This is a genomic window from Klebsiella sp. HMSC25G12, from assembly GCF_001807705.1.
Taxonomy (GTDB): domain Bacteria; phylum Pseudomonadota; class Gammaproteobacteria; order Enterobacterales; family Enterobacteriaceae; genus Klebsiella; species Klebsiella variicola.
This window is the reverse complement of record NZ_KV789843.1, coordinates 115016-138066: the sequence shown is the minus strand read 5'-3', so window position 1 is coordinate 138066 and position 23051 is coordinate 115016. Positions and strand designations below refer to the sequence as shown.

The window sequence follows — 23051 nt, the reverse complement described above, 5'->3', positions numbered from 1 at the left end:
TTACCCGAAATCTGATTTATTCAACAAAGCCTGGTGTAAGTATAATCAGAAGAGAATTTAAGTAGGGTATTATTATTATCCCGGACCTCAACACCTACGTTCTGGGCTGCATTTGCGACTGTGGAATCAACATCCATAAAGCCGTCACTTGCACCAGACGTCATTCGCTCGAAGGAAATCTTCACCGGCGCATCGGTTGGGATGCCATCGGGGCAGTTAATCACCAGTTTGAAGTTTTTCACCGGACCGTAGCCGCCACTATTAAAATCGCTCTTACTGATAGTCCCCATCTGTACTGTCTGGTTACGGTTTGAGTTACTTAAGGTACAACTTTTCGCCGTCCACCCTCCGGCAGGCCCATTGGCAATGTTAATTTCATAAAATTGCTTGGCACCGACAGAAGTGGCACGTGAATTAACCTTAGCAGTGACCAGCGTACCTGTTTTAAATTTTCCTTTATTAACAGTAGGAATTTCACCCGTTTTGATAATTTCTATTTTTACCGTACCGGTGGCATTGCTACCGCTCCATGAACCCATGGCAGGGCTTTGAGTGTAGGGGGCATACTGTGAACGATAGACAATGTCCGTAACACGGATGCCGATACCGGTTAGCCCTGTTTCATAAACTCCTGAAATAGCAGATTCTGTACTAAAATTAGATCCCATCGTTGACCCATACCACAGCGCCTGCGTTCCACAGTTAAAGGCGGCGGGATAATTTCGGGTATTTACCTGCTGTACTTTTAATACACTGCCTACTGGCGCATCGGGATCGATTTTAAGTGAATTAATAGTGATATTCACCTTATTGGCTGAAACAGAGCAGTCTGCCGCCTGAGCCTTGCCGATAGCCAGAGACGTAGCCGCGAGCAACAGGCTTATATGCAATATATTTTTTCTAGTAACTCTCATGCTCAATATCCTTTTATCGCATCCGATTAGCGGCAGACCGCTTGAGACTGTGTTATCCCTGCGTTCTGCGCAGCAGTTTGTAATGAGAATGCAGCAGTACACATCTGGGTCGATTTTTTACCCCACTGTACTTTCAACGAGCCAGTCTCTTGAAGTCCGGTTAGGTATACCATGCCATTATCGTTAACAATACTGCTATAATTTTCCTGCGCAGGGTCAGATACCGTGGCACCGAAAGGTAAAGGATTATTTAAAGTATCAACCAATCTAATTATTGCTCTTAATCCAACATTACCGCTAAAGTTTGCTCTGGATATGGCACCGCGGGTGGGGACAACTTTTTGACTTGTAATATCCATATCGACGTTGTCTGCAAAAGTTTCACTATCCAACATAACTTCATTATAACGATAAGGCGTCAGATACGGGACAATCGCATAGCCGCGGAAATCTGTTTTCACACCGGTTTCATTTAATATCCGGGTGTCTGTCACTCCTGGTGCTTTAACCAGGGCTGCAGTATCGCCTAATTGTTGGCCAAATGTTAATCCGTTCTCATGAAGAACAACGCTGCCTGATGCGCCATAGTTTACGCGCTGCGCATTGTGATCATAGTCATAGCTGCCAAAAACTTCTCCATAGGTTCCGCTATAATCCATACCGGCGCTGCCACTAGCATATTGTTCATTATCATAAGATTGCTGAACGTTCCAGCTTAAATTGTTATCAGCCAGGGTGGTGCCATTTAGCCCAACACTGTTAGTTGTTGAGCCTGGATTCCCTGTATTCATTGAGTATGTGACCCAGGTATTTGGTAACAAACTGCTAAATGGCAGACTTAAGGTTAGTGAAAATAATTTATCACTGTCGTAGTGTCGATTTGAGTCACCATTGATTTGTGAGGATCTATTGTATGAATAATTAAGTGAATAATTAACCAGTTTCCATGTATTGTTATAACCTACACTAAGTGAAGTATTCCGGCGATCTTCATTCCAGTAATCTTCAACTACACCATTGAGCGTTAATGATCCCAGTGAGCGTCCCATATTCTGGCTAATTGTCGCTTCTGTTCTATTGCGAACACGGTCGTATGAATAACTACCGCTATTGCGATAGCTGTTTAGCACATCACCTAACGTATTATAACCAGACGTTGAGTAGCGATAGCCTGCAATGGATAAGTTTGTCCCGATATCGGTTAAGTTTTTACTATAGCGTATGCGCCAGGACTGACCCGATGTTTTATCCTGATTTTTTAATGTTGACCACGCTTGCGTGACATCGACGGATACCGCACCAAAATCACCCATATTTTGTCCAATACCGACCGCAACAGACTGGTATTTTGAGGATGACTGAAAGCCTCCAAACGTGGTGGCACCATACGGTAAACCATAGCTGGCTGTGGCTTGTGTAAATGGAGTCTCGTCAACGGCACCATCGTAGGGGCGATATTGTCCAGAAGTGATACTGTATTTCAGACTGCCTTCACGACGCAGAACTGGCAGGGAAGCGTAAGGTACAACGAACTCTTGCCGACTACCATCTGATTCCTCTACGGTAACATAGAGGTCGCCACTACCACCGGTAGAGTACATATCAGAAATTTCAAAAGCCCCGGGACGCACATAGGATTGGTAGATTAAATATCCGTTTTGCTTAATTAATACTTTAGCATTTGTTCTGGCTATCCCGCGGACAACAGGAGCATATCCCTGAATACTATCGGCATCCATTTGGTCATCAGTAGCTAACTGAGCACCTGTAAAAGGCACACTATCAAAAATGTCTGCATTAGATGAGCTTTCGCCCATTGTTAATACGCTTTTAATTGTTGGAATATTGCGTTCTACATAGGTATAAACAGTATCCCAGTCTCCTGAGCTTGAATCACTGTCAGACTTGTTCCATGTGGTATAATTCCTCAAGCGCCACGGGCCCAGGTTGAGGCCTGGTTGCATGTTGAGATTATAGTTCTCTGTGTCGCTGATATTGGACCGGCGCGCGTAGCTGTTAGAACCGTTGAACTGATAATTCATCAACAAAGCAGTGATACCATCATCAAACTGGTCCGGGGATACATAACCACGAATAGCAGGACTCAGTGCGGCCTGTGGCAAGTTAAATCTTAATGTTTGCGTATTGAAAATAAATTCGTAAGTCGCTTCAGGAATCACAGAGATATCTGCACATCCGAGCGTGTTATCAATTAAGTTTGGAAATGAATCGGTTCTGATACCAAAAGCACGAAAATCTTTTACGCTTAAACATGGCTGGAGAGTGCTACTGTCCTTACCGCTGGAATTTGTTTTAGTGGTAAATTCAACATCACGGGTATCAATAAACGCATCATTAACAATGATATCAACACGATATTTACCGGGAGATTGCGAGTTTTCGTGCTCAAAAGCTGAGAGGTCTGGCACGCGATCCGAACCGTTCATACCGTTCAAAAATGCCGGGTTGAAAAAGTCTCGCGCAATGACATTTGAGCTCAAGCAAGTAAGACAGGCACTCATCAACGCAAGAGAATAGGTGGTGTATCTAAATTTAACAACCATCGCATAATCCTTTATATTAGCGAGTATCGCTTTATTTTTTTTCCGTCTATGCACTTTTATAATGTGGTTTTATGTTCCGGCCCTATACCGCCTTGGTCGTTTATGATTTTCCAGATTACGGTCCCGCTTGATACGCCATTGGGGAGTGCATATTCATTACTTGAGAATGGCGCGAGTAATAGCGCATCCTTTACCAAGGAGTTATTAACTTTTACAGTAGAAAAATTCATATAGTAACCTGTAGGGTTTATGACTTTGAGTTTTCCTCCAGTTATTTGCCAGGTCAACTTTGTTGTAACATTTTCTGGTGTGTCATCGGCAAGTGCTTTTGGCCGATAAAATAGTTTCATCCGATTACGTACAGCGATTTGCAAAGTATTTTGCTTCGCATCTTCATCTGTCGCTGCCGGGATGGAGGTTACGTTAAAGTAAAAGAGAGATTCTCGATCTGCCGGCATCGCACTGCTTGCGTTGAAGATACGTAAAACACTCTTTTGTTGTGCATCAAGCCGGAAAAGTGGCGGCGTGATCATAAAATAACCGGCAGATGATTCAATGCTTCCTTTCTCAAGAAAGGTTTTTATCAAATACGGAAAGTTCTCTTTATTCTCGACTGTTATGTTTATCTCTTTTTTACCTTCCGGATAAACAAGACGAGTACCGCCAATCACAACTCCCGCTTGAGCGTTTGTAATATTAAAGATAACCGTTACTATTGACAGGAAAAATGATAGAAAAATACGCATAATTTTCTCTGCTTAAAAAGAGGATGTGCTCCCATTTATGGGAGCACAAATTACGTCTTAACTACTATTAATAGTTAATGGTAAAGGTAGCGCTAGAGTTTGCAGTACCAGCAGAGATGGTGGTTTCACGCTGGATATAAGCTGCTTTGAAGTTCAGCTCGGTAGAGCTACCGGTACCTACGTTCAGAGTGAACGGCTCAGACGGCTCACCCAGCTTCAGCGCATTGCCGCTTGGGTTAGACAGCAGGATCGCAACTCCAGACGCTGTGGAACCGCTGTCCAATGCCAGGTAGCTGTTATCGCCATTATAATAAGCGCCATCAAACTTCAGAGTTGCCTGAGTCGGAGTACCCGCTGGGCATTCGGTCAGGAAAATCTTCACATTAGTAGAGCCAGCGCCTTGTGCCGCAGTTGAACCTACGCCAGAGAAGCTGCTTACAGGTACAATGCCCAGATCAACGGTTTCGTTGCTGCCGCCAGTCAGGCTACCGATGTGCGTTTCGCAGGAAGCATCGGTGATAGTACCGGTGAACTGAACAGTACCATCAGCTGCCAGTGCATTGCAGGAGATGATTGACGCAGCTACGAATGCAGCGAGAAGCTTAGCATTTTTTTTCATTTTACAAGTCCATATAAATATAAAGTTACTTAGTCCTGCATAGATACCGATAATTAATTATTATCATGTGAATGACATATCATTTATTGATAATTTTGATAAATGTTTGAGGTGTGCTCGATATTTATCAATGCAATTGCCGGCTCTATGATATCGCTTGCCATAGCGAACCATGGGAAAGCGGGAGTAATTTAAAAGCATGGTGCAAAAAATGCTTGTGAATTCTTTATGAAATGCCTCTGAATTTAATGCTTTTATAGTAGATTGAGATGCTGCCATTATTTGAGGTGAATTTAATCTGAAAATGCGGGGGCTAAACAAGATAACTGTCGCATATTGATTTATCTCCTGTATTCTGTGTGGCGCCGGTCAATGTGAACTAAACTCGTTCCTTTTTGAAATGATAATGTTCATAGACCATGTTGGCTGAACTAATTAGAATTTATTATGGATAATGGTTTTTCGTGGGGCAGGGATATGGATAACGCTGCGTTATTTAATGGGTGTATGATTAATCATGAAGTTATCTTTAATGCAAATATGAATGAGCTGCGGCCGCTTTCAGGTGACGGAGAGTGTGTCAGCCTCAATGCGCCCACTGCCAGATGCTTGCTGTTACTCTTGCAGAATAGCGGTAAAGTGATTTCGCGGGATGAATTTCTGGCTGCTGTTTGGGAAACCCGGGGAGTGGTGGTGTCACAAAATACGTTCTATCAAAATATCTCTTTGCTGCGAAAATCATTGCTCAAAGCGGGGCTGTCGGCGGATATCATTATCACCGTCAGGCAAAAAGGGTTTAGCGTCGCGCCAGATACCCTGATCATCCCTCTCTCTGATGAAGAGTGCGAGAATATGAATCGGGCGACATTAACGCATTATCAAAATAATAAGGTTGCCGACGTTACTGCCGAGAGCAAAGGTCATTCTGACGATCACGTAGTTATTCCATTAACAGAAAGCTTAGCGATTCAGGGCAATGAGTTGATAGAGAATAAAGTGGAGATACCAGAAAAACAATCGGAACGATTACAGGTAACTTTTAAAATGCCCACCTGGTTAATCGCGCTGATTGTAGTGATGATTGTGATTAATATCGTGGTGCTGGTGGTGCTTCACCGTTAGCTTGTCGCAATAGGGGGTTATCACGTAATGCGATAGCTGACAGCTGACAGCTGACAGCTGATAGCTGTTTACCTAATCCTCTGGCAAGAAATGGCTTCACATGGTTTGTCTGCCAGAGCGTCCTGGCAGACAAGTGAATCTGACGTTTATCGCTGCTTCAGCCCTAAATCCAGCGGCGTCTTGCTGGGTTCCCCGCCGATCTCGCGCGCCAGCTTCGGCACCATGTAGCCGGAGATGAGGGTCAATAGTTCACGCATGATTTCACGGGCTTCATCATCGCTAACCATGAAGTGCGCCGCCCCTTGCACCCGATCCAGCACGTGCAGGTAGTAGGGCATTACCCCGGCGTCAAACAGCGCATTGCTGAGGTCGGCCAGGGTTTGCGCGTTGTCGTTCACCCCGCGCAGCAGCACGCTCTGGTTGAGCAACGTGACGCCCGCCTGACGCAGCATGGCCATCGCCGCGCGGAACTCATCGTCAATTTCATTGGCGTGGTTGACGTGGTTAACCAGGATTACCTGCAGCGACGAACGCTGGAAGCGGCTGGCCAGCGTCTCGGTGATGCGCGCCGGGATCACAATTGGCAGGCGGCTGTGAATACGCAGACGCTTAACGTGCGGAATAGCTTCCAGCTGGGTCATCAGCCAGTCAAGCTCATGGTCCTTTGCCATCAGCGGGTCGCCGCCGGAGAAGATGATTTCATCAAGCTGCGGATGCGCTGCGATGTAGTCCATTGCCGTCTGCCAGTTGCGCCTGGTGCCCTGATTTTCGGCGTATGGGAAGTGGCGGCGGAAGCAGTAACGACAATTTACCGCACAACCGCCTTTCACCAGTAGCAGTGCCCGGTTGTGATATTTGTGCAACAAGCCGGGCACCACGCTGTGCTGTTCTTCCAGCGGATCGGTGGAGTATCCGGGGGCGACGATAAACTCTTCCTCGGCGGTAAGTACCTGACGAAGCAGCGGATCGTTAGGGTTGCCTTTCTCCATGCGGGCGATAAACGCGCGCGGGACGCGCAGCGGGAACAGGCGTCTGGCCTCGCGTCCGGCCAGCAGTTTTTCATCAGCGTCTACATTTAAAAGACGCAGCAGTTCATCAGGACTGGTCACAACATTGGCAAGTTGCGTTATCCAATCTTCTCTGGATGGGGTATTTAGGGTTACAATATGCGCCATTTTGTGGCTTAGCTACCAGTTAAACAATTTCAGAGGGCCTTATGGCGACTTACTATAGCAACGATTTTCGTGCTGGTCTTAAAATCATGTTAGATGGCGAACCTTATGCGGTAGAAGCCAGCGAATTCGTTAAACCAGGTAAAGGCCAGGCGTTTGCGCGCGTTAAACTGCGCCGCCTGCTGACTGGCACCCGTGTTGAGAAAACCTTCAAATCTACCGATTCGGCAGAAGGCGCGGACGTTGTCGATATGAACCTGACTTACCTGTATAACGACGGTGAGTTCTGGCACTTCATGAACAACGAAACTTTCGAACAGCTGTCTGCTGACGCGAAAGCGATCGGTGACAACGCTAAATGGCTGCTGGATCAGGCTGAGTGCATCGTGACCCTGTGGAACGGCCAGCCGATCGCGGTCAACCCGCCGAACTTCGTTGAGCTGGAAATCATTGAAACCGATCCAGGTCTGAAAGGCGACACCGCGGGTACTGGCGGTAAACCAGCGACCCTGTCTACTGGCGCCGTGGTTAAAGTTCCGCTGTTCGTCCAGATTGGCGAAGTGATCAAAGTGGATACTCGCTCTGGCGAATACGTATCCCGCGTGAAATAATTTCGCGTCATGATGACTGGCGCAGCCTCCGTGCTGCGCCGCTCTTTACGCACAGGTACGACGAACACGAGACATGAAGCGCAGCGTAAAACTTCTGGTGTTACTGTTTCTGAGCAGCGCGTTACTGGCTGGCTGCAACACCGCCCGCGGAGTGGGTGAAGATATTCAGGGCCTGGGCCACGCCATCTCTCACGCCGTGAGCTAAATTTCCTTCCGTTTTGCTAGTGGCGGTTGCCTCCTGGCGCGCCAGCTTCCTCCACGAATATTCCTTTTCTCTTAAAAATCGCAAAGATCCCTTCATCTGTGGACGGTTTGTCTATGCTTATAGGGCATGAAAACAAAACTGACACTAAGGATGACATTATGGTGAAAAAAACGATTGCAGCGTTCTTTACGGTTTTGGTCCTCTCTTCAGCACTGACTGCTTGTAACACTACGCGCGGAGTGGGTCAGGATATTTCAGAAGGCGGCAGCGCAATCTCTGGTGCGGCAACCAAAGCTCAGCAATAACGCCGTCGACGGTACGGTTTTACGCCGTACCGTTCTTCACTTCCCCCATCCTGTTGGATATACTCACTGCGACTTTTCATCCACCTTACGGGACGACCCGTAAGCGTTTCTCATCCGGGGACGGCCCCAGCAAAGGAGCCTTATGTCCTGGATAGTCTTATTTATCGCTGGTCTGCTGGAAGTGGTATGGGCCGTCGGCCTGAAATATACCCATGGCTTTAGCCGGCTGGTTCCCAGCGTCATCACCATCGTGGCGATGGTCGTCAGCATGGCGCTGCTTTCGTGGGCGATGAAAACCCTGCCGGTGGGAACTGCTTACGCCGTCTGGACCGGAATCGGCGCTGTGGGCGCCGCCGTGACCGGTATTGTGCTGTTGGGTGAATCCGCCAGCGCTATGCGTATCGCCAGTCTCGCCTGCATCGTGGTCGGCATCATTGGCCTGAAGATTAGCGCGCACTAGTTGTAGCGCTGATTGACCCAGATCAGTTTGCTGACATCAAAGCCCTGCCGGGTAGCAATATCCAGCATCTGCTGCCTGACCTCCGGAGCGATGGTGGGTGCCCGCGCCAGTAACCAGAGATAGTCGCGATCGGGTCCGCAGACCAGCGCGTAACGATACTCCTTATCCAGGGCAATGACGTTATAGCTGCCGTAGAAAGGGCCGAAGAAGGAGATCTTCAGCGCGGCGCGGCTGGGCTCGCCGGTAAAGTACGCCACTCCATCCGTTTTCTGCCACATACCGCGGTCGGGGTTATAGCCTTTATTGACCACGTCCAGGCCGCCGTCATCGCGTGGGTGCCAGGCGATCGTGACCTTTTCCAGCCCGCTTTCAAAAGGGTGGTCAAAGCGGGCGATTTCATACCAGGTACCCAGATAGCGCTGAACGTCGAAGGGACTGACCACGGTGACGCCCGGCGGTGGGGTGGGCGTGCTGCAGGCGACAGACAGGAACGAGACGGCAATCGCGGTGATTATCGGCAGGATACGCATGGCATGCTCCTTGCTGGCTTTTAAGCTAAGTGTAGAGTCCAGCAGGGAAAAGGCGGCAAGATTTTTACATGAAGCGAGCCCGGTAGCAGAAATGCGACCGGGCTCTTGCAGGATCAGATAAACAGTACGCCAACGAGGGTGATGACGCTGAGGATTGCCGCCAGGCCGTAGAAGACCCACTTACCGTTGGGTACATGGATTTTCAGGTCGTGCATGGCGTGGTGAATACGGTGTAGACCGCACCACAGCGGCAGAACAATCATCAGAAAGATGAATGCGCGGCCGATAAAGCTTTGGGCAAAAGCCAGCACGCGCTCATAGCTGAAGGCGTCTGCCGGGGCGAGCCCCAGCGGCAGCAAGATGCCGACCAGCAGCACCATCACCGGCGCGACGATCGCGCCCCACATGCCGCCTGCGCCAAACAGCCCCCAGAATACGGGTTCATCGGAACGTTTCGGATTGGGATTAATCATCTCAGCCTCCTTACCAGAACAGGGCCACAAACAGGATCACCACAGTGACCACCGCCGTTACCACCCAGAGCCCTTTAATGACCGGCTCTGGCCCCATTTTTTCGCCTTTGATGATGACGTTGGCGGCTTTCGGCGCCAGCTCAAACCAGGTTTTGGTGTGCAGCAGCGCCGCCGCCAGGGTAATCAGATTGAGGATCACCACCACCGGGTTTTGCAGGAATCCGATATATCCCGCCCAGCTTTCGGCGCCGTGCTTGAGGGCAAACAGCCCGTAAATCAGCACAATGCTAAACCATACTGTCGGTACCGCTGTCCCTTCCCGCACCATGTAGAAGCGATAAAACGGCAGCTTTTTCCACCAGGTGGAGGTCATTGGCCGCACGTAGGGTTTGCGTTTCGTCGTCATAATGCACTCCTTAGCGTGGTTTCAGGGTGGCGATAAGAAAGTCTTTCGAGCTTTCCACCTTGCCCTGCTGGATCGCGGCCGCCGGGTCGACGTGCTTCGGACACACTTCCGAGCAGTAGCCCACGAAAGTACAGGTCCAGACGCCGTTCTGGCCGTTAAGCTGCGCCATACGTTCCTTTTTGCCGTGGTCGCGGCTGTCTTCGTTGTAGCGGTGGGCGAGGGTGATCGCCGCCGGGCCGATAAATTCCGGATTCAGGCCGAACTGCGGGCAGGCGGCATAGCACAGCCCGCAGTTGATGCAGCCGGAGAACTGATGGTATTTGGCCATCTGGGCTGGCGTCTGCTTGTTTGGCCCCTGGTCCGGCGTGCGGTTATTGCCGATGATATACGGCTTAATGGCCTCCAGACTTTCGATAAAGTGGGTCATATCCACCACCAGATCGCGTTCGATCGGGAAGTTGGCCAGCGCCTCAACTTTGATGCCTTTGGTGTAATCGCGCAGGAACGTTTTGCAGGCCAGCTTCGGCACTTTGTTGACCATCATGCCGCAGGAGCCGCAGATCGCCATCCGGCAGGACCAGCGGTAGCTCAGGTCTGGCGCCAGGTTGTCTTTGATGTAGCCCAGGGCGTCCAGCAGCGAGGTCTGCTCATCATAGGGCACGTCATAGAATGCGCTATGCGGTGCGGTGTCGACCTCCGGGTTGTAGCGCACCACTTCGACTTTCAGGTTTTTCATCTCAGCCATGGGTGGTCTCCTTCTTCTCAGCCGCTTCCGCTTCGGCGCCATAGACACGTTTTGCCGGTGGCAGCGTGGTGATCTTCACGTCGCCATATTCCAGACGGGTGGTGCCATCGGCCTCGCGGAAGGCGAGGGTGTGCTTGAGGAAGTTGACGTCGTCGCGCTCGGTACAGCCCTCATCCAGACGCTGGTGCGCACCGCGCGATTCTTTTCGGGCGATGGCCGAGTGCGCCATACATTCGGCAACGTTCAGGCCGTGTCCCAGTTCAATGGTGTACAGCAGGTCGGTGTTGAACACGCTGGAGTTGTCGGTAATGCGCACGCGCTTGAAGCGCTCCTGCAGCTCAGCCAGCTTATCGATAGTTTTCTGCATCAGCTCCGGCGTACGGTAGATGCCGCAGCCTTCCTCCATCGACAGCCCCATTTCATCGCGAATTTTCGCCCAGTTTTCGTTACCTTGCTGGTTAACGAGATTTTTCAGCCGTTGCTCTACATCGGCGGCCTGTGCATCCAGTGCGGCGCTATTTGCCTCAGTCGTCTGTGCGGCGCGCTGCATGGCCTGTTCCCCGGCCAGGCGGCCGAAGACCACCAGCTCGGCCAGCGAGTTGGAACCCAGACGGTTGGCGCCGTGCAGACCGACGGACGAGCATTCGCCCACGGCAAACAGCCCTTTGATCCGGGTTTCGCACTGCTGATCGGTTTCAATACCGCCCATGGTGTAGTGCGCGGTCGGGCGCACCGGGATCGGCTCTTTCACCGGATCGACGCCGACATAGGCTTTCGCCAGCTCACAGATAAACGGCAGGCGCTCCAGCAGCTTTTTCTCGCCGAGGTGGCGGAGATCGAGATAGACCACGTCACCGCGCGGCGTCGGGATGGTGTTCCCTTTCCGCCATTCGTGCCAGAAGGCCTGGGACACTTTGTCGCGTGGACCCAGCTCCATATATTTGTTCTTCGGTTCGCCGAGCGGGGTTTCCGGGCCCATGCCGTAATCCTGCAGGTAGCGATAGCCGTTTTTGTTGACCAGAATCCCGCCTTCACCGCGGCAGCCTTCGGTCATCAGGATCCCGGAGCCCGGCAGGCCGGTCGGGTGATACTGAACAAATTCCATATCGCGCAGCGGCACGCCATGGCCCAGCGCCATACCCATACCATCACCAGTAACGATGCCGCCGTTGGTGTTGTAACGATAGACGCGCCCGGCGCCGCCGGTAGCCAGCACGACCGCGTTAGCGCGGATCTGCACCAGGGTGCCTTCCATCATATTCATCGCTACCAGGCCGCGGGCCTGCCCGTCATCGACCAGCAGGTCAAGGACGAAATGTTCATCAAAGCGCTGAATTTGGGGAAACTGAAGGGAGGTCTGGAAGAGAGTATGCAGCATGTGGAAGCCGGTTTTATCGGCGGCAAACCAGGTGCGTTCGATTTTCATCCCACCGAAGCGCCGGACGTTGACGCTGCCGTCGGGGCGGCGGCTCCACGGGCATCCCCACTGTTCCAGCTGGGTCATTTCCGTTGGGCAGTGATGAACGAAATAGTCGACGACATCCTGCTCGCACAGCCAGTCGCCTCCGGCGACGGTGTCGTGAAAATGGTACTCAAAGCTATCGTGATCCTGGGCAACGGCTGCGGACCCCCCTTCTGCAGCGACCGTATGGCTGCGCATCGGATAGACTTTAGAAATCAGGGCGATTTTGGCATTGGGGTTGGCCTGGGCGGCGGCGATAGCGGCGCGTAGGCCTGCTCCGCCAGCACCAATTACGGCGAGATCGGCTTGAAAAGTTTGCACGACATTCCTCCAGTTTTAGTGTATTTCGCCGCCGGGCTGGCGAAAAAGTATCACTGCTCCTTTATAGGTACAGGAGTATAGCCGTAGGGTCAGTAAGGAAAATTGACGTGTTCGATTTTTTTATCGATATGTGCGGTTATTTATCAGTGATATTTATGCATTCAGGTTAACGATAGATTAATGGCATGTAATCTGCCGGGGATTGCACAAAATTTGTTTCACTCGCCGGTTGCGAGTAGACTTCGTGCCCTTAATTTGCAATCGGAGAAAGTACCATGAGCGAGACGGCAACCTGGCAGCCGAGCGCACCCATTCCCAATCTGTTGAAACGCGCGGCGGTGATGGCGGAAATCCGCCGTTTCTTTACCGATCGCGGCGTGCTGGAGGTGGAGACGCCTTGCATGAGTCAGGCGACGGTAACGGATATTCATTTGTTCCCGTTCGAAACCCGTTTCGTCGGCCCGGGCCATTCACAGGGACTCAATTTGTACCTGATGACCAGTCCGGAATACCATATGAAGCGCCTGCTGGCGGCGGGCTGCGGTCCGGTTTTCCAGTTGTGTCGCAGCTTTCGTAATGAAGAGATGGGCCGGCATCACAACCCGGAATTCACCATGCTGGAGTGGTATCGTCCGTGCTATGACATGTATCGCCTGATCAACGAGGTGGACGACCTGCTGCAGCAGGTTCTGGAGTGTCAGCCAGCGGAAAGCCTCTCCTATCAGCAGGCGTTCCAGCGTCATCTGGATATTGATCCGCTCTCTGCTGATAAAACGCAGTTGCGTGAAGTCGCGGCGAAGCTGGATTTAAGCAATATCGCCGATACTGAAGAAGATCGCGACACGCTGCTGCAACTGTTGTTCACCATGGGCGTGGAGCCGCACATCGGTAAAGATCGGCCGACGTTTATCTATCATTTCCCGGCCACCCAGGCCTCGTTAGCGCAGATCAGCCCGGAAGATCATCGGGTCGCTGAGCGCTTCGAGGTTTACTACAAAGGTATTGAGCTGGCGAATGGTTTCCACGAGCTGACCGATGCCCGCGAACAGCGTCTGCGATTCGAGCAGGACAACCGCAAACGCGCCGCGCGCGGCCTTCCGCAGCAGCCTATCGATAACAACCTGCTGGCGGCACTAGAGGCGGGCCTGCCGGACTGCTCCGGCGTGGCGCTGGGCGTTGACCGTGTGGTGATGCTGGCGCTGGGTGCCGAAAGCATCGGCGAGGTGATCGCCTTTACGGTCGACCGCGCCTGATGGCGCTGTCACCTCCTGCCGCCTTAGAGCGGGGGAGGTGACAGACCCGCCCTGACCGATCCTCCCTCACGCTATCCCGGTTTTCGCCCGAATACCCACAATCTCCTTCCGTGCTTTTGCTACTATCCGCGCTCATTTTTTGAGGCCAGGCGTTGCCTGTTGGGTGATGCCCACGTTTGGATAGATTTATGCATCAACAATTCAAGAAGATGAGCCTGATTGGGCTGATTCTGATGATCTTCACTTCGGTGTTTGGCTTTGCCAACAGCCCGTCGGCGTTTTATCTGATGGGCTACAGCGCGATGCCGTTTTATCTTTTTTCCGCCCTCTTTTTCTTTATTCCGTTCGCGCTGATGATGGCGGAGATGGGATCGGCTTATCGTCGCGAAGAGGGCGGGATCTATTCCTGGATGAACCACAGCGTCGGGCCGCGCTTTGCTTTCATCGGCACCTTTATGTGGTTTGCGTCGTACGTGGTGTGGATGGTGAGTACGGCGGCTAAAATTTGGGTGCCGTTATCCACCTTTTTGTTTGGCGCGGACAAAACCCAGACCTGGGCGCTGGCTAGCCTGACCCCGACGCAGACGGTGGGTATTCTGGCAGCCTGCTGGATGGGTGTCGTGACCTTTATTGCCGTCAAAGGGATCAATAAAATCGCCAAAATCACCGCCGTCGGCGGTATCGCGGTGATGGGGCTTAACCTGGTGCTACTGCTGGTGAGTGGGGCGATCCTCCTGCTCAACGGCGGCCATTTCGCCCAACCGTTAAACTTCACCCTTTCACCTAATCCCGGGTATCAGTCGGGCATGGCGATGCTGTCGTTTGTGGTATTTGCCATCTTTGCCTATGGCGGAATTGAGGCGGTCGGCGGCTTAGTGGATAAGACTGATAAGCCGGAAAAGAACTTTGCCAAAGGTATTATCATCGCGGCGATCGTTATCTCGGTCGGTTACTCGCTGGCGATTGTGCTGTGGGGCGTGAGCGCCAACTGGCAGCAGGTGCTTGGCGCGCGTTCGACCAACCTCGGCAACATCACCTATGTGCTGATGACCAGCCTTGGGACGACGCTCGGCCAGGCTCTGCACCTGACGCCAGAGTCGGCGGCCCTGACCGGAGTCTGGTTCGCCCGTATTACCGGCCTGTCGATGTTTCTCGCTTACACCGGCGCGTTCTTCACCCTCAGCTATTCTCCCCTGAAAGCGATTATCCAGGGCACGCCAAAAGCGCTCTGGCCGTCGGTGATGACCCGTCTCAACGTCAACGGCATGCCCGCCGCGGCGATGTGGCTGCAGTGTCTGCTGGTCGGGGTGTTTATCGTACTGGTATCGTTCGGTGGGGATAGCGCTTCCGCGTTTTATAACAAGCTGACGCTGATGGCCAATGTCTCCATGACCTTGCCCTATCTATTCCTGACCATCGCCTTCCCGTTCTTCAAGGCGAAAACGCATCTTGACCGACCGTTCGTGATTTTCAAAAACCGTTCGTCGACGCTGCTGGCGACCGGCGTGGTGTTGCTGGTGGTGACTTTCGCCAATATCTTCACCATTATCCAACCCGTCATCGACAGCGGGGACTGGAACAGTACCCTGTGGATGGTCGGTGGACCGATCTTCTTCTCACTGCTGGCGCTGGGGATCTACGAAAGCTACCGTCGGCGCATGGCGTCCGGCGCGCTGGTGATGGAGAGTTAAAGAACCTGCCCGGCGGTGCAGCCGGGCAGGGGATGGTTTACAGGCTACCAGCCGTACGGCGGCTGGTTTTTCCGGCCGAGGTCATGGTTTTACTGCTTTGCCTGCCGTCGATACTTTCCAAACGCATCTGGAACGGAGGGAACGGCATATCAATGCCATGTTCGCGGAAGCCCGCCAGGATCAGCTGATGCATCTCATGGCGCAGCGGCATGCGATGCCCCATCTCCGCGGCAAAAATACGCAGCTCGAAAATCTGGATCCCCTGCTGCAGGTCGACGAGAAACGCCTCCGGCGCCGGGGTATCGATGACCAGCGAGCAGCGATGCGCCGCGGCAATGAGAATTTTCGTGACCTCGTCGGTATCGGCGTCCACGGGGGCCGGCACTGTCAGCACCACGCGGGTGACTGAGTCCGACAGCGACCAGTTGATAAACTGTTCGGTGATGAACGCCTTGTTCGGCACGATAATCTCTTTCCGGTCCCAGTCACTGATGGTGGTCGCACGGGTATTAATGCGGGTGACGCTGCCCGTCAGGTCGCGAATGGTGACTGTATCGCCGATGCGGATCGGCTTCTCAAACAGGATAATCAGGCCGGAGATAAAGTTGGCGAAGATCTCCTGCAGGCCAAACCCGAGACCCACACCCAGCGCGGCGACCAGCCACTGCAGCTTCGACCACTCAATACCGATCATCGAGAAGCCCACCAGCCCGCCGACGAGCATCAGCAGATATTTGGTGATGGTGGTGATGGCGTAGCCGGTGCCGGGCGTTAAATCGAGATGCTGGAGGATCGCCAGTTCCAGCAGCGCGGGCAGGTTGCGCACCAGCTGAGTGGTGATGATCAGCACCAGAATGGCAATCAACACCGCGCCAAGCGTGATCGGCTCAAGGCTTTCCACCCCTTGTACCGTCGAGGTCACGTCCCACAGCGAGATATTCTCAAGGAAGCCAAACGCCGAATGAATTTCCGACCACAGCACGATGACCGACAGCAGCGCGATCAGCATCAGCAGGGAACGCACAAGCCGCAGCGACTGGGTACTGATGGCATCGAGATCGACCTCGCTGACCTCCGTCTCCACCGACCCCTCCGGACTGCTGAGGTGAACGGGCTCATCTTCGCCGCGGGCGCGCTGGGCGAGAATTTCCGCGCGACGGTGGCGGGCCCGGTCGAAGGCCAGCCGGCGGCGCTGGATCAGCATCCAGCGGCGGATGATGTGATAGACCACCAGCAGCAGGAACCAGATGGCGACCGAGGTTTCCAGACGCGCAAGCAGCGCCTGGGCGGTGGCGAGGTAGCCGACGGCGGCCGCCAGCATGGCCACCAGCGGGGCGCCAAGCATCAGGTTCCACAGCAGGCGGTTCACCATATTGTCGCCATTCCCCTCTTTATCCAGATAGAGCGGAATACCGGCGTGCTTAAGGCTCAGGGTAACCACCGCCAGCGCGCCGCAGATCAACAGGAAGCACAGGCGGCCCAGCGAAGCGGAGAACTCGCGGTCGTTAAGATTATCAAACATGATCAGCGCCATAATCAGCGGCACAATCAGCCCGATGCTCATCAGGTAGTAGCGCATCGCCTTCGCCACGCGGTTACGCGGCCAGCCGAAGTGGGCGATAAACAGCCCGTTTGGCCGGGCGAAGGTGGCGCAGATCATCACCACCCACAGCAAAGGCACGGTCGCCGTGACCCCATCGCCTATCGCCACCGCCAGCGGGAAGGGCCAGGCGGACTGCAGGCCATAGCCGAGCGTCATCCACAGCACCGGCAGCGGCGAGGCCACCAGTATCGACCAGAAGACCGTGCGCAGCGTCAGCCAGAAGTGATCCTGGGTGACTTTCCCCACCCGGGCGCTGGAGCGCTCAAGGAAGCGGGTGAAATGGCGTCGGGAGCTGATGCTAAAGCCAACCAGCAGCAGGGCGGCAAACAGCGGCAGCAAGGTCTCTTTGCTGGTGAGCATCATCGCGCTGGCTTTGCCCAGCTCGCTGATGGTATCCAGGGAGATCAGACGCCGTAGATCCTGGACAATCTCCAGCGGCCAGGAGAAGCCGATGGGGCTGACGTCCGAAGTCCAGAACAGATAGCGGTGGGTCGCTTCGTTGATCTCTTTCAGCGCGTCTTCCAGCTGGCCGTTGGCGACCTTCAGCTTAGTGAGCTCCAGCATCAGAGTATCGCCGCCGCGCAGCAGCGAGTTCAGCAGCTCGTTCTGCGTGCGCAGCTGCGCCTGCAGGATCTTGTTCTGCTCGCTGGTCAGCGGTTGGCCGTCGGCCTGACGGATCTGCCGCAGCTGTGGTTGCTTACTGAGTAAATCTTCAAAGCGCAGACGCTGCACGCGCAACTGTGCCATTTCCGTATCCAGCTGCTGTGGGCGAGGGCGTTCCGGCAGTCGCGCCACCTGGGCGCGTAAGGCTTCACCCAGCAGGTTGGAAGAGCCCAGCCACTGCGATTGCTCGCGCAGGGTGTTTAACGCCTGGCGCACCTGCAGCGTTTGATTCGTCGCCTGCCGCTGCTGGGAGGCCACCAGATCCATGCGCTGCGCCTGCTGGTTCAGCGCCTGGGAGAGCTCCCGGTTGACCTTGAACTGCGCGGTGATGTCCGGCGGCAGGTTTTCACTGTTCTCCGCCAGCAGTTCGGTGCTCTCCAGCGCCTTTTCCGCCTCCCGCTGGCGCTGGCTGTTCTGTAAATTGCGCAGCGCCTGCAGATAGGCATCCAGTTGTTCGCTCTGCTTTTGCGCCAGCTCGGAACGGGCGCGCGACAGCTCCTGGCGGTTGTTGGCGGAAAGCTGGGCGAGGTCGAGTTCATCCACCAGCGCCTTCAGGCGCGCCGATTCCGCCTGCAGGGCAAGATTTTGCGCCTGGGCGAGAGCATTGTTGCCGGTTTGCGTGCCGATGCGGCGCTCAACCTCATTGAGCTGACGACGGGCATCGGTTTGCTGTTGCGGCAGCTGGTTCAGGGAGTCGGCGATTTCACGCGCGCGATCCTGCTCCTGCTGCGCCTGGCGGCTCGATTCCAGCAGCTGGCTGCTGACCTGCAGGATCTCCTGGTTCAGCGCATCGGCGGTCAGGCCGGTTGGCACCTGGCGCGGTTCTTCGCTCAGATTGTTGAGCTGGGAGCGCAGGCTTTGAAACAGTTTGGGGAAATTATCGATAACGTCCTGATACTGACGGGCGCGCTCGAGGGACGATTTTTGCTCCTCAAGCGCGTTCAGCGCGGACTGCAGAACTTCAACGGTTTCAGGCTGGGCGGGCTTTGCCGCCTTCGCCTGTTCCAGTTCCTGGGTTATCTGTTTAGCATCCGGGGCTGTCGCAGCGTACGCCCCGAAACTGAGGCTCAAGGCCAACAGGAAAGTGTATATCAGGCGCACGGCATAACCCTTTTTGCTGAAGAATTAACCTTGGTCTTGTGTATCGTCAACCAGCGGGCTGGCGCGGTGTTCGGCGCGGATCTCTTCTTCCGGTAACGGCGCGGGTTCAGCAGCGGTGCTGGCTTCCACGGCGGTCGCCAGCGGTTGGCCGATTTTAGTCACGGACAGGCTTTGCAGCGAGTCGACCAGCTTCACCTGGCCCGGGGCAAACAGGTTGATCACGGTGGAACCCAGTTTGAAGCGGCCCATCTCCTGGCCTTTCAGCAGGGCGACGGAGCCTTCGCTGTCGCCAGCGGGCCAGGTCCAGCGTTTAATAATGCCTTCGCGCGGCGGGGTCACGGTGCCGGACCACACGGTCTCGATGCTGCCGACGATAGTCGCGCCCACCAGAATTTGCGCCATTGGGCCAAACTCAGTATCAAACAGGCAGATGACGCGCTCGTTACGGGCGAACAGGTTAGGCACATTCTGCGCCGTCAGATGGTTAACCGAGAACAGGTCGCCAGGGACGTAGATCATTTCGCGCAGGATGCCGTTGCACGGCATGTGCACGCGGTGATAGTCGCGCGGCGACAGATAGGTGGTGGCGAAGCTGCCGTTACGGAACAGGTCGGCCATTTGATAGTTGCCGGCCAGCAGGGCTTCCAGGCTGTAGTCATGACCTTTGGCCTGCAGGATTTTATCGTCTTCAATGGCGCCAAGCTGGCTGATCACGCCGTCTGCCGGCATCACCAGCACGTTGGGATCGGTATTCAGCGGGCGAACGTCGTCGCGCAGCGGACGCACAAAGAAATCGTTGAAGGTGCGATAAGCCGCGGTATCCGGCTTCTGCGCCTCTTTCATATCGACCTTGTAGTATTTCACGAACAGATCGATGACCAGTTTCGTCAACCAACCTGCGCGTTTGCTCGCACCCCAGCCTGCGAGGCGGGTGAGCCACAGTTTAGGCAGAATGTATTGCAGTGAAAGTTTAAGATCGTTTAACAAAGTAGCCTCCAGGCCATGATATGTCGTTCCTGACCCCGCCCGCGGGCGGGGTCCTGAAAAAAGGGGACGATTCTATACGTAAACCTCGCCAAATGGCATCCGCGTTAGTCGCAGTTTGACCGCGTCCTGGCAGAGCCTGACGTGATGCTCAGCTTAATGATCAGTCATCGGACGAGGAAAAGTTTTTACGCGTTTTTACCTGTACCTGCTCCATGCTTTCGAGGATGCGGTGGTAGTTCTCAAAACGGCTTTCGGCGATCTTGCCGTTCTCTACCGCTTCGCGAAGCGCACAGCCAGGATCGTTATCGTGTTTACAGTCGCGGTATTTGCAATGGCCTAAATAATCATGGAATTCGACAAAGCCATGGGTGATTTGTTCCGCTTCCAGATGCCAGAGGCCAAATTCACGAACGCCCGGCGAATCAATCACATCGCCGCCGTGCGGGAAGTGGTAGAGGCGCGCCGCGGTGGTGGTGTGCTGGCCTAAGCCGGAAACGTCCGAGACATCATTGGTGAGGATCTGATCCTCATTCAGCCCCAGCAGGGCATTCAGCAGACTCGATTTACCGACCCCGGACTGCCCGGCGAAAATGCTGATGCGGTCGGTCAGGGCCGCTTCCAGCGGCTTGAGACCGTCCTGAGTCCGGCTGGAGACCATGAGCACGCGGTAGCCGATATTGCGGTAGATGTCCATTTGCTCATTGACGAAGCGCAGGCCATCGTCATCCAGCAGATCGATTTTATTCAGGACGATCAACGGCTCGATATCCTGCGCCTCGCAGGCCACCAGATAGCGATCGATAATATTCAGCGACAGTTCAGGCAGGATCGCGGAAACCACCACGATCTGATCGATATTGGCGGCGATAGGCTTCACGCCGTCGTAAAAATCCGGACGCGTCAGGACGGAGGCGCGCTCGTGCACCGCTTCGACGATCCCTTTGACGTTTACGCCGTCGGCGGCGTCTTTACCCGGCCGCCAGACCACGCGGTCGCCGGTGACCAGCGAACGGATTGTCCGGCGAATGTTGCAGCGATGGACGCTACCGTCAGCGGATTCGACGTCGGCATGCATACCAAAGCGACTGATGACAATGCCTTCCGACGTTTCGCCAAACAGGTTGTCATCGTAGTCGGCCTTCTCCGCAGTGGTTTTCAGGCGGCGCTGGTGGTTGGCGTTGACGCGGCGCTGCTGGCCTTTGGAGAGTTTATTTTTACTCAATCGAACTGGCTCCTGGTCGCCCTGATGGGGCAAAACCTCTATGATACACGCTATTTTAGATGAATATAGTCACGCAAGAAGGGTGGAAAATAGCATGAGTGCAAATGAAAACAACCTCATTTGGATCGATCTTGAGATGACAGGGCTGGATCCGGAGCGCGATCGCATTATCGAAATCGCCACCCTGGTGACCGATGCCAACCTGAACATTTTGGCTGAAGGGCCGACTATCGCCGTGCATCAGTCGGATGCTCAGCTGGCATTAATGGACGAGTGGAATGTGCGGACGCATACCGGCAGCGGACTGGTGGATCGCGTGAAGGCCAGCGCCGTCAGCGAGCACGATGCCGAACTGGCGACCATTGAGTTTCTTAAGCAGTGGGTGCCGGCAGGCAAGTCGCCGATCTGCGGCAACAGCATCGGCCAGGATCGTCGCTTCCTGTTTAAGTACATGCCGCAACTGGAAGCCTATTTCCACTACCGCTATCTGGACGTCAGCACGCTGAAAGAGCTGGCTCGCCGCTGGAAGCCGGAAATTCTCGACGGCTTTAAAAAGCAGGGCACCCATCAGGCGATGGACGATATCCGCGAGTCGGTTGCCGAGCTGGCCTACTATCGCGAGCATTTCATTAAGCTGTAAACCAATACCGGGCCTGGTGCGGCCCGGTACATCTTTCTGATTATTTAAACCACTTTTGCTGCATCTGCTGGAAGTCAGGCGTCGCCATGACCGCGGTCAGGGCATCGTTGATGGCATTCAGCAACTCCGGATCGTCTTTGCGCACCGCAATCGCATACTGCTTACCGTAATAAGCCGGGTCGGTGGCCCGCTCATCCATGATGGCGTAGTCAGGGTTCTCTTGTTGCCAGGCGTCAAGGGTGGCGAAGTCGCTCATGACGCCGGTTATTTCGCCGGCTTTCAGCGCGGCTAAAGCGCTGGCGACGTCGTCGTAAGGGATCGCCTGCACGGCCTTCTGCTTATTGCGCAGATAGTGCTGGTGCAGCGTGCCTTTCACCACGCCGATTTTTTTGGCTTTCAGATCGGCAAAGGTATGGGCGACATCTTTATTGACGATCACCACCCCGGAGAGGGCCTGTCGATAGGGGCGGCTAAAGGCGACCTGCTTCTCGCGCATTGGGATCACTTCCATACCGGCAATCACCGCATCAAACTTCTTAAAGCGCAATGCCGGGATCAGGGTATCGAAACGCTGCGCCGTAAACTGGCACTGCGCCTGCATCTGCTGGCACAGGGCGTGAGCGAGATCGATATCGAAGCCGACGGGCTGATTTTTGCCGTTGGCGGTGACAAACGGCGGATTGGCCGTGGTAGTGCCAAAATGGAGCGTCTCGGCTGACGCGGTTCCGATGGCCAGCGTGCTCAGCAGCAGGACGGTGAGGACTTTTCTCATGCTAATTCCCTGTTTGGCGTCGTGGTGGCCACGTTATACGTCGCGCCACCGCACTATGATGCGAGCGATTTTGCGTCATTCAGCCGGGCGGAAAAAGCAATTTTGCCCGTTATGACGCTTATTTATACAATTCAGCGGCGTAGGTGGCGAGAAAATGTCCATTTAAACAAAAAACGCAAAAAAGTGATCGTCAGGGGGTTGCAGGGGCATCGAATTCTCGTATAATGCGCCTCCCGTAACGACGCAGAAATGCAAATTACGACGCCATCAAAATATGGCAAAAAAAGCAGTAACGCGGGAATAGCTCAGTTGGTAGAGCACGACCTTGCCAAGGTCGGGGTCGCGAGTTCGAGTCTCGTTTCCCGCTCCAAAATTTGAAAGCACCATCCTGATCACAGGGTTTCAACTCGCAGATGCGAGGCGAAAGCCGAAGATTAAGCGGGAATAGCTCAGTTGGTAGAGCA

The 23051-nt window shown here is 54.0% G+C and carries 22 protein-coding genes and 2 tRNA genes (1 of these 24 cut by a window edge); 10 read left to right on the top strand and 14 right to left on the bottom strand.

Annotated features, from left to right (window positions below; translation table 11 throughout):
- Positions 1–20 precede the first annotated feature (20 nt).
- The 4 genes from HMPREF3096_RS07515 to HMPREF3096_RS07505 form a co-directional block, all read right to left on the bottom strand.
- Positions 21–914: a fimbrial protein gene (locus tag HMPREF3096_RS07515; RefSeq protein ID WP_070544374.1), complete on the bottom strand. Its 894-nt coding sequence runs from the start codon at positions 912–914 to the stop codon at positions 21–23.
- 26 nt (positions 915–940) lie between these two features.
- A complete protein-coding gene (locus HMPREF3096_RS28910; RefSeq protein WP_022064652.1) occupies positions 941–3478 on the bottom strand; it encodes a fimbria/pilus outer membrane usher protein in 2538 nt (845 codons plus the stop codon).
- Between the two features lie 56 nt (positions 3479–3534).
- The gene (locus tag HMPREF3096_RS07510; protein WP_022064651.1) at positions 3535–4224 is read right to left on the bottom strand and encodes a fimbrial biogenesis chaperone; all 690 of its coding nucleotides are present in this window, start codon (positions 4222–4224) and stop codon (positions 3535–3537) included.
- Positions 4225–4291: 67 nt separating this feature from the next.
- Positions 4292–4843, bottom strand: a complete 552-nt coding sequence (locus tag HMPREF3096_RS07505; RefSeq protein ID WP_022064650.1) for a fimbrial protein — start codon at positions 4841–4843, stop codon at positions 4292–4294.
- 477 nt (positions 4844–5320) lie between these two features.
- Here HMPREF3096_RS07505 and HMPREF3096_RS07500 point away from each other — a divergent pair, with 477 nt between their 5' ends.
- Complete coding sequence (locus HMPREF3096_RS07500; protein WP_022064649.1) at positions 5321–5965, top strand: winged helix-turn-helix domain-containing protein; 645 nt, start codon at positions 5321–5323, stop codon at positions 5963–5965.
- 146 nt (positions 5966–6111) lie between these two features.
- Here HMPREF3096_RS07500 and epmB read toward each other — a convergent pair whose 3' ends face one another.
- Positions 6112–7140 (bottom strand): EF-P beta-lysylation protein EpmB, encoded by a 1029-nt coding sequence (epmB, locus tag HMPREF3096_RS07495; protein WP_008807210.1) that lies wholly within the window; start codon positions 7138–7140, stop codon positions 6112–6114.
- Between the two features lie 41 nt (positions 7141–7181).
- Between epmB and efp the strand changes: the two genes are divergently transcribed.
- The 4 genes from efp to sugE all read left to right on the top strand — a co-directional run bounded on the left by efp (position 7182) and on the right by sugE (position 8718).
- Entirely contained in the window at positions 7182–7748 is a 567-nt protein-coding gene (gene efp, locus HMPREF3096_RS07490; protein ID WP_070544371.1) for an elongation factor P, read from the top strand.
- Between the two features lie 73 nt (positions 7749–7821).
- Positions 7822–7953: an entericidin A/B family lipoprotein gene (locus tag HMPREF3096_RS07485; RefSeq protein WP_002885511.1), complete on the top strand. Its 132-nt coding sequence runs from the start codon at positions 7822–7824 to the stop codon at positions 7951–7953.
- Positions 7954–8111: 158 nt separating this feature from the next.
- Entirely contained in the window at positions 8112–8258 is a 147-nt protein-coding gene (ecnB, locus tag HMPREF3096_RS07480) for a lipoprotein toxin entericidin B (protein ID WP_004206423.1), read from the top strand.
- A 142-nt stretch (positions 8259–8400) separates the two neighbouring features.
- Positions 8401–8718: a quaternary ammonium compound efflux SMR transporter SugE gene (sugE, locus tag HMPREF3096_RS07475; RefSeq protein ID WP_008807209.1), complete on the top strand. Its 318-nt coding sequence runs from the start codon at positions 8401–8403 to the stop codon at positions 8716–8718.
- Here the strand turns inward: sugE and HMPREF3096_RS07470 are convergent.
- The 5 genes from HMPREF3096_RS07470 to frdA form a co-directional block, all read right to left on the bottom strand.
- A complete protein-coding gene (locus HMPREF3096_RS07470) occupies positions 8715–9248 on the bottom strand; it encodes a lipocalin family protein (protein ID WP_008807208.1) in 534 nt (177 codons plus the stop codon). The two genes, sugE and HMPREF3096_RS07470, sit on opposite strands and share 4 nt — an antisense overlap.
- A 113-nt stretch (positions 9249–9361) precedes the next feature.
- On the bottom strand, positions 9362–9721 hold the full coding sequence (gene frdD / locus HMPREF3096_RS07465) for a fumarate reductase subunit FrdD (protein ID WP_002885526.1): 360 nt from the start codon (positions 9719–9721) through the stop codon (positions 9362–9364).
- A 10-nt stretch (positions 9722–9731) separates the two neighbouring features.
- A complete protein-coding gene (gene frdC, locus HMPREF3096_RS07460; RefSeq protein WP_002885530.1) occupies positions 9732–10127 on the bottom strand; it encodes a fumarate reductase subunit FrdC in 396 nt (131 codons plus the stop codon).
- 10 nt (positions 10128–10137) lie between these two features.
- Complete coding sequence (frdB, locus tag HMPREF3096_RS07455) at positions 10138–10872, bottom strand: fumarate reductase iron-sulfur protein (protein ID WP_004177729.1); 735 nt, start codon at positions 10870–10872, stop codon at positions 10138–10140.
- A complete protein-coding gene (gene frdA / locus HMPREF3096_RS07450) occupies positions 10865–12655 on the bottom strand; it encodes a fumarate reductase (quinol) flavoprotein subunit (RefSeq protein ID WP_022064646.1) in 1791 nt (596 codons plus the stop codon). The genes frdB and frdA overlap by 8 nt, the downstream gene beginning before the upstream one ends.
- Before the next feature lie 275 nt (positions 12656–12930).
- On the opposite strand from frdA, the gene epmA reads away from it, so the two are divergent.
- Together epmA and yjeM are read left to right on the top strand one after the other, a co-directional pair.
- Positions 12931–13908 carry an elongation factor P--(R)-beta-lysine ligase gene (gene epmA / locus HMPREF3096_RS07445; RefSeq protein WP_008807206.1) on the top strand — a complete coding sequence of 326 codons (978 nt, stop codon included), beginning with the start codon at positions 12931–12933 and terminating at the stop codon, positions 13906–13908.
- 188 nt (positions 13909–14096) lie between these two features.
- Complete coding sequence (gene yjeM / locus HMPREF3096_RS07440) at positions 14097–15599, top strand: glutamate/gamma-aminobutyrate family transporter YjeM (protein ID WP_012543119.1); 1503 nt, start codon at positions 14097–14099, stop codon at positions 15597–15599.
- Between the two features lie 37 nt (positions 15600–15636).
- Here yjeM and mscM read toward each other — a convergent pair whose 3' ends face one another.
- The 3 genes from mscM to rsgA all read right to left on the bottom strand — a co-directional run bounded on the left by mscM (position 15637) and on the right by rsgA (position 21175).
- Complete coding sequence (gene mscM / locus HMPREF3096_RS07435; protein ID WP_032731763.1) at positions 15637–18966, bottom strand: miniconductance mechanosensitive channel MscM; 3330 nt, start codon at positions 18964–18966, stop codon at positions 15637–15639.
- 24 nt (positions 18967–18990) lie between these two features.
- Positions 18991–19953, bottom strand: coding sequence for an archaetidylserine decarboxylase (asd, locus tag HMPREF3096_RS07430; protein ID WP_012969117.1), 963 nt, complete (start codon positions 19951–19953; stop codon positions 18991–18993).
- 160 nt (positions 19954–20113) lie between these two features.
- Positions 20114–21175 carry a small ribosomal subunit biogenesis GTPase RsgA gene (gene rsgA / locus HMPREF3096_RS07425; RefSeq protein WP_008807202.1) on the bottom strand — a complete coding sequence of 354 codons (1062 nt, stop codon included), beginning with the start codon at positions 21173–21175 and terminating at the stop codon, positions 20114–20116.
- Between the two features lie 94 nt (positions 21176–21269).
- Between rsgA and orn the strand changes: the two genes are divergently transcribed.
- A complete protein-coding gene (orn, locus tag HMPREF3096_RS07420; RefSeq protein ID WP_004206435.1) occupies positions 21270–21815 on the top strand; it encodes an oligoribonuclease in 546 nt (181 codons plus the stop codon).
- 40 nt (positions 21816–21855) lie between these two features.
- Here orn and HMPREF3096_RS07415 read toward each other — a convergent pair whose 3' ends face one another.
- On the bottom strand, positions 21856–22587 hold the full coding sequence (locus HMPREF3096_RS07415) for a transporter substrate-binding domain-containing protein (protein WP_032731766.1): 732 nt from the start codon (positions 22585–22587) through the stop codon (positions 21856–21858).
- A gap of 294 nt (positions 22588–22881) precedes the next feature.
- Here HMPREF3096_RS07415 and HMPREF3096_RS07410 point away from each other — a divergent pair.
- Together HMPREF3096_RS07410 and HMPREF3096_RS30810 are read left to right on the top strand one after the other, a co-directional pair.
- A tRNA-Gly gene (locus HMPREF3096_RS07410) sits at positions 22882–22957 on the top strand.
- 68 nt (positions 22958–23025) lie between these two features.
- Positions 23026–23051: transfer RNA gene (locus HMPREF3096_RS30810), tRNA-OTHER, on the top strand; it runs 41 nt beyond the window's last position.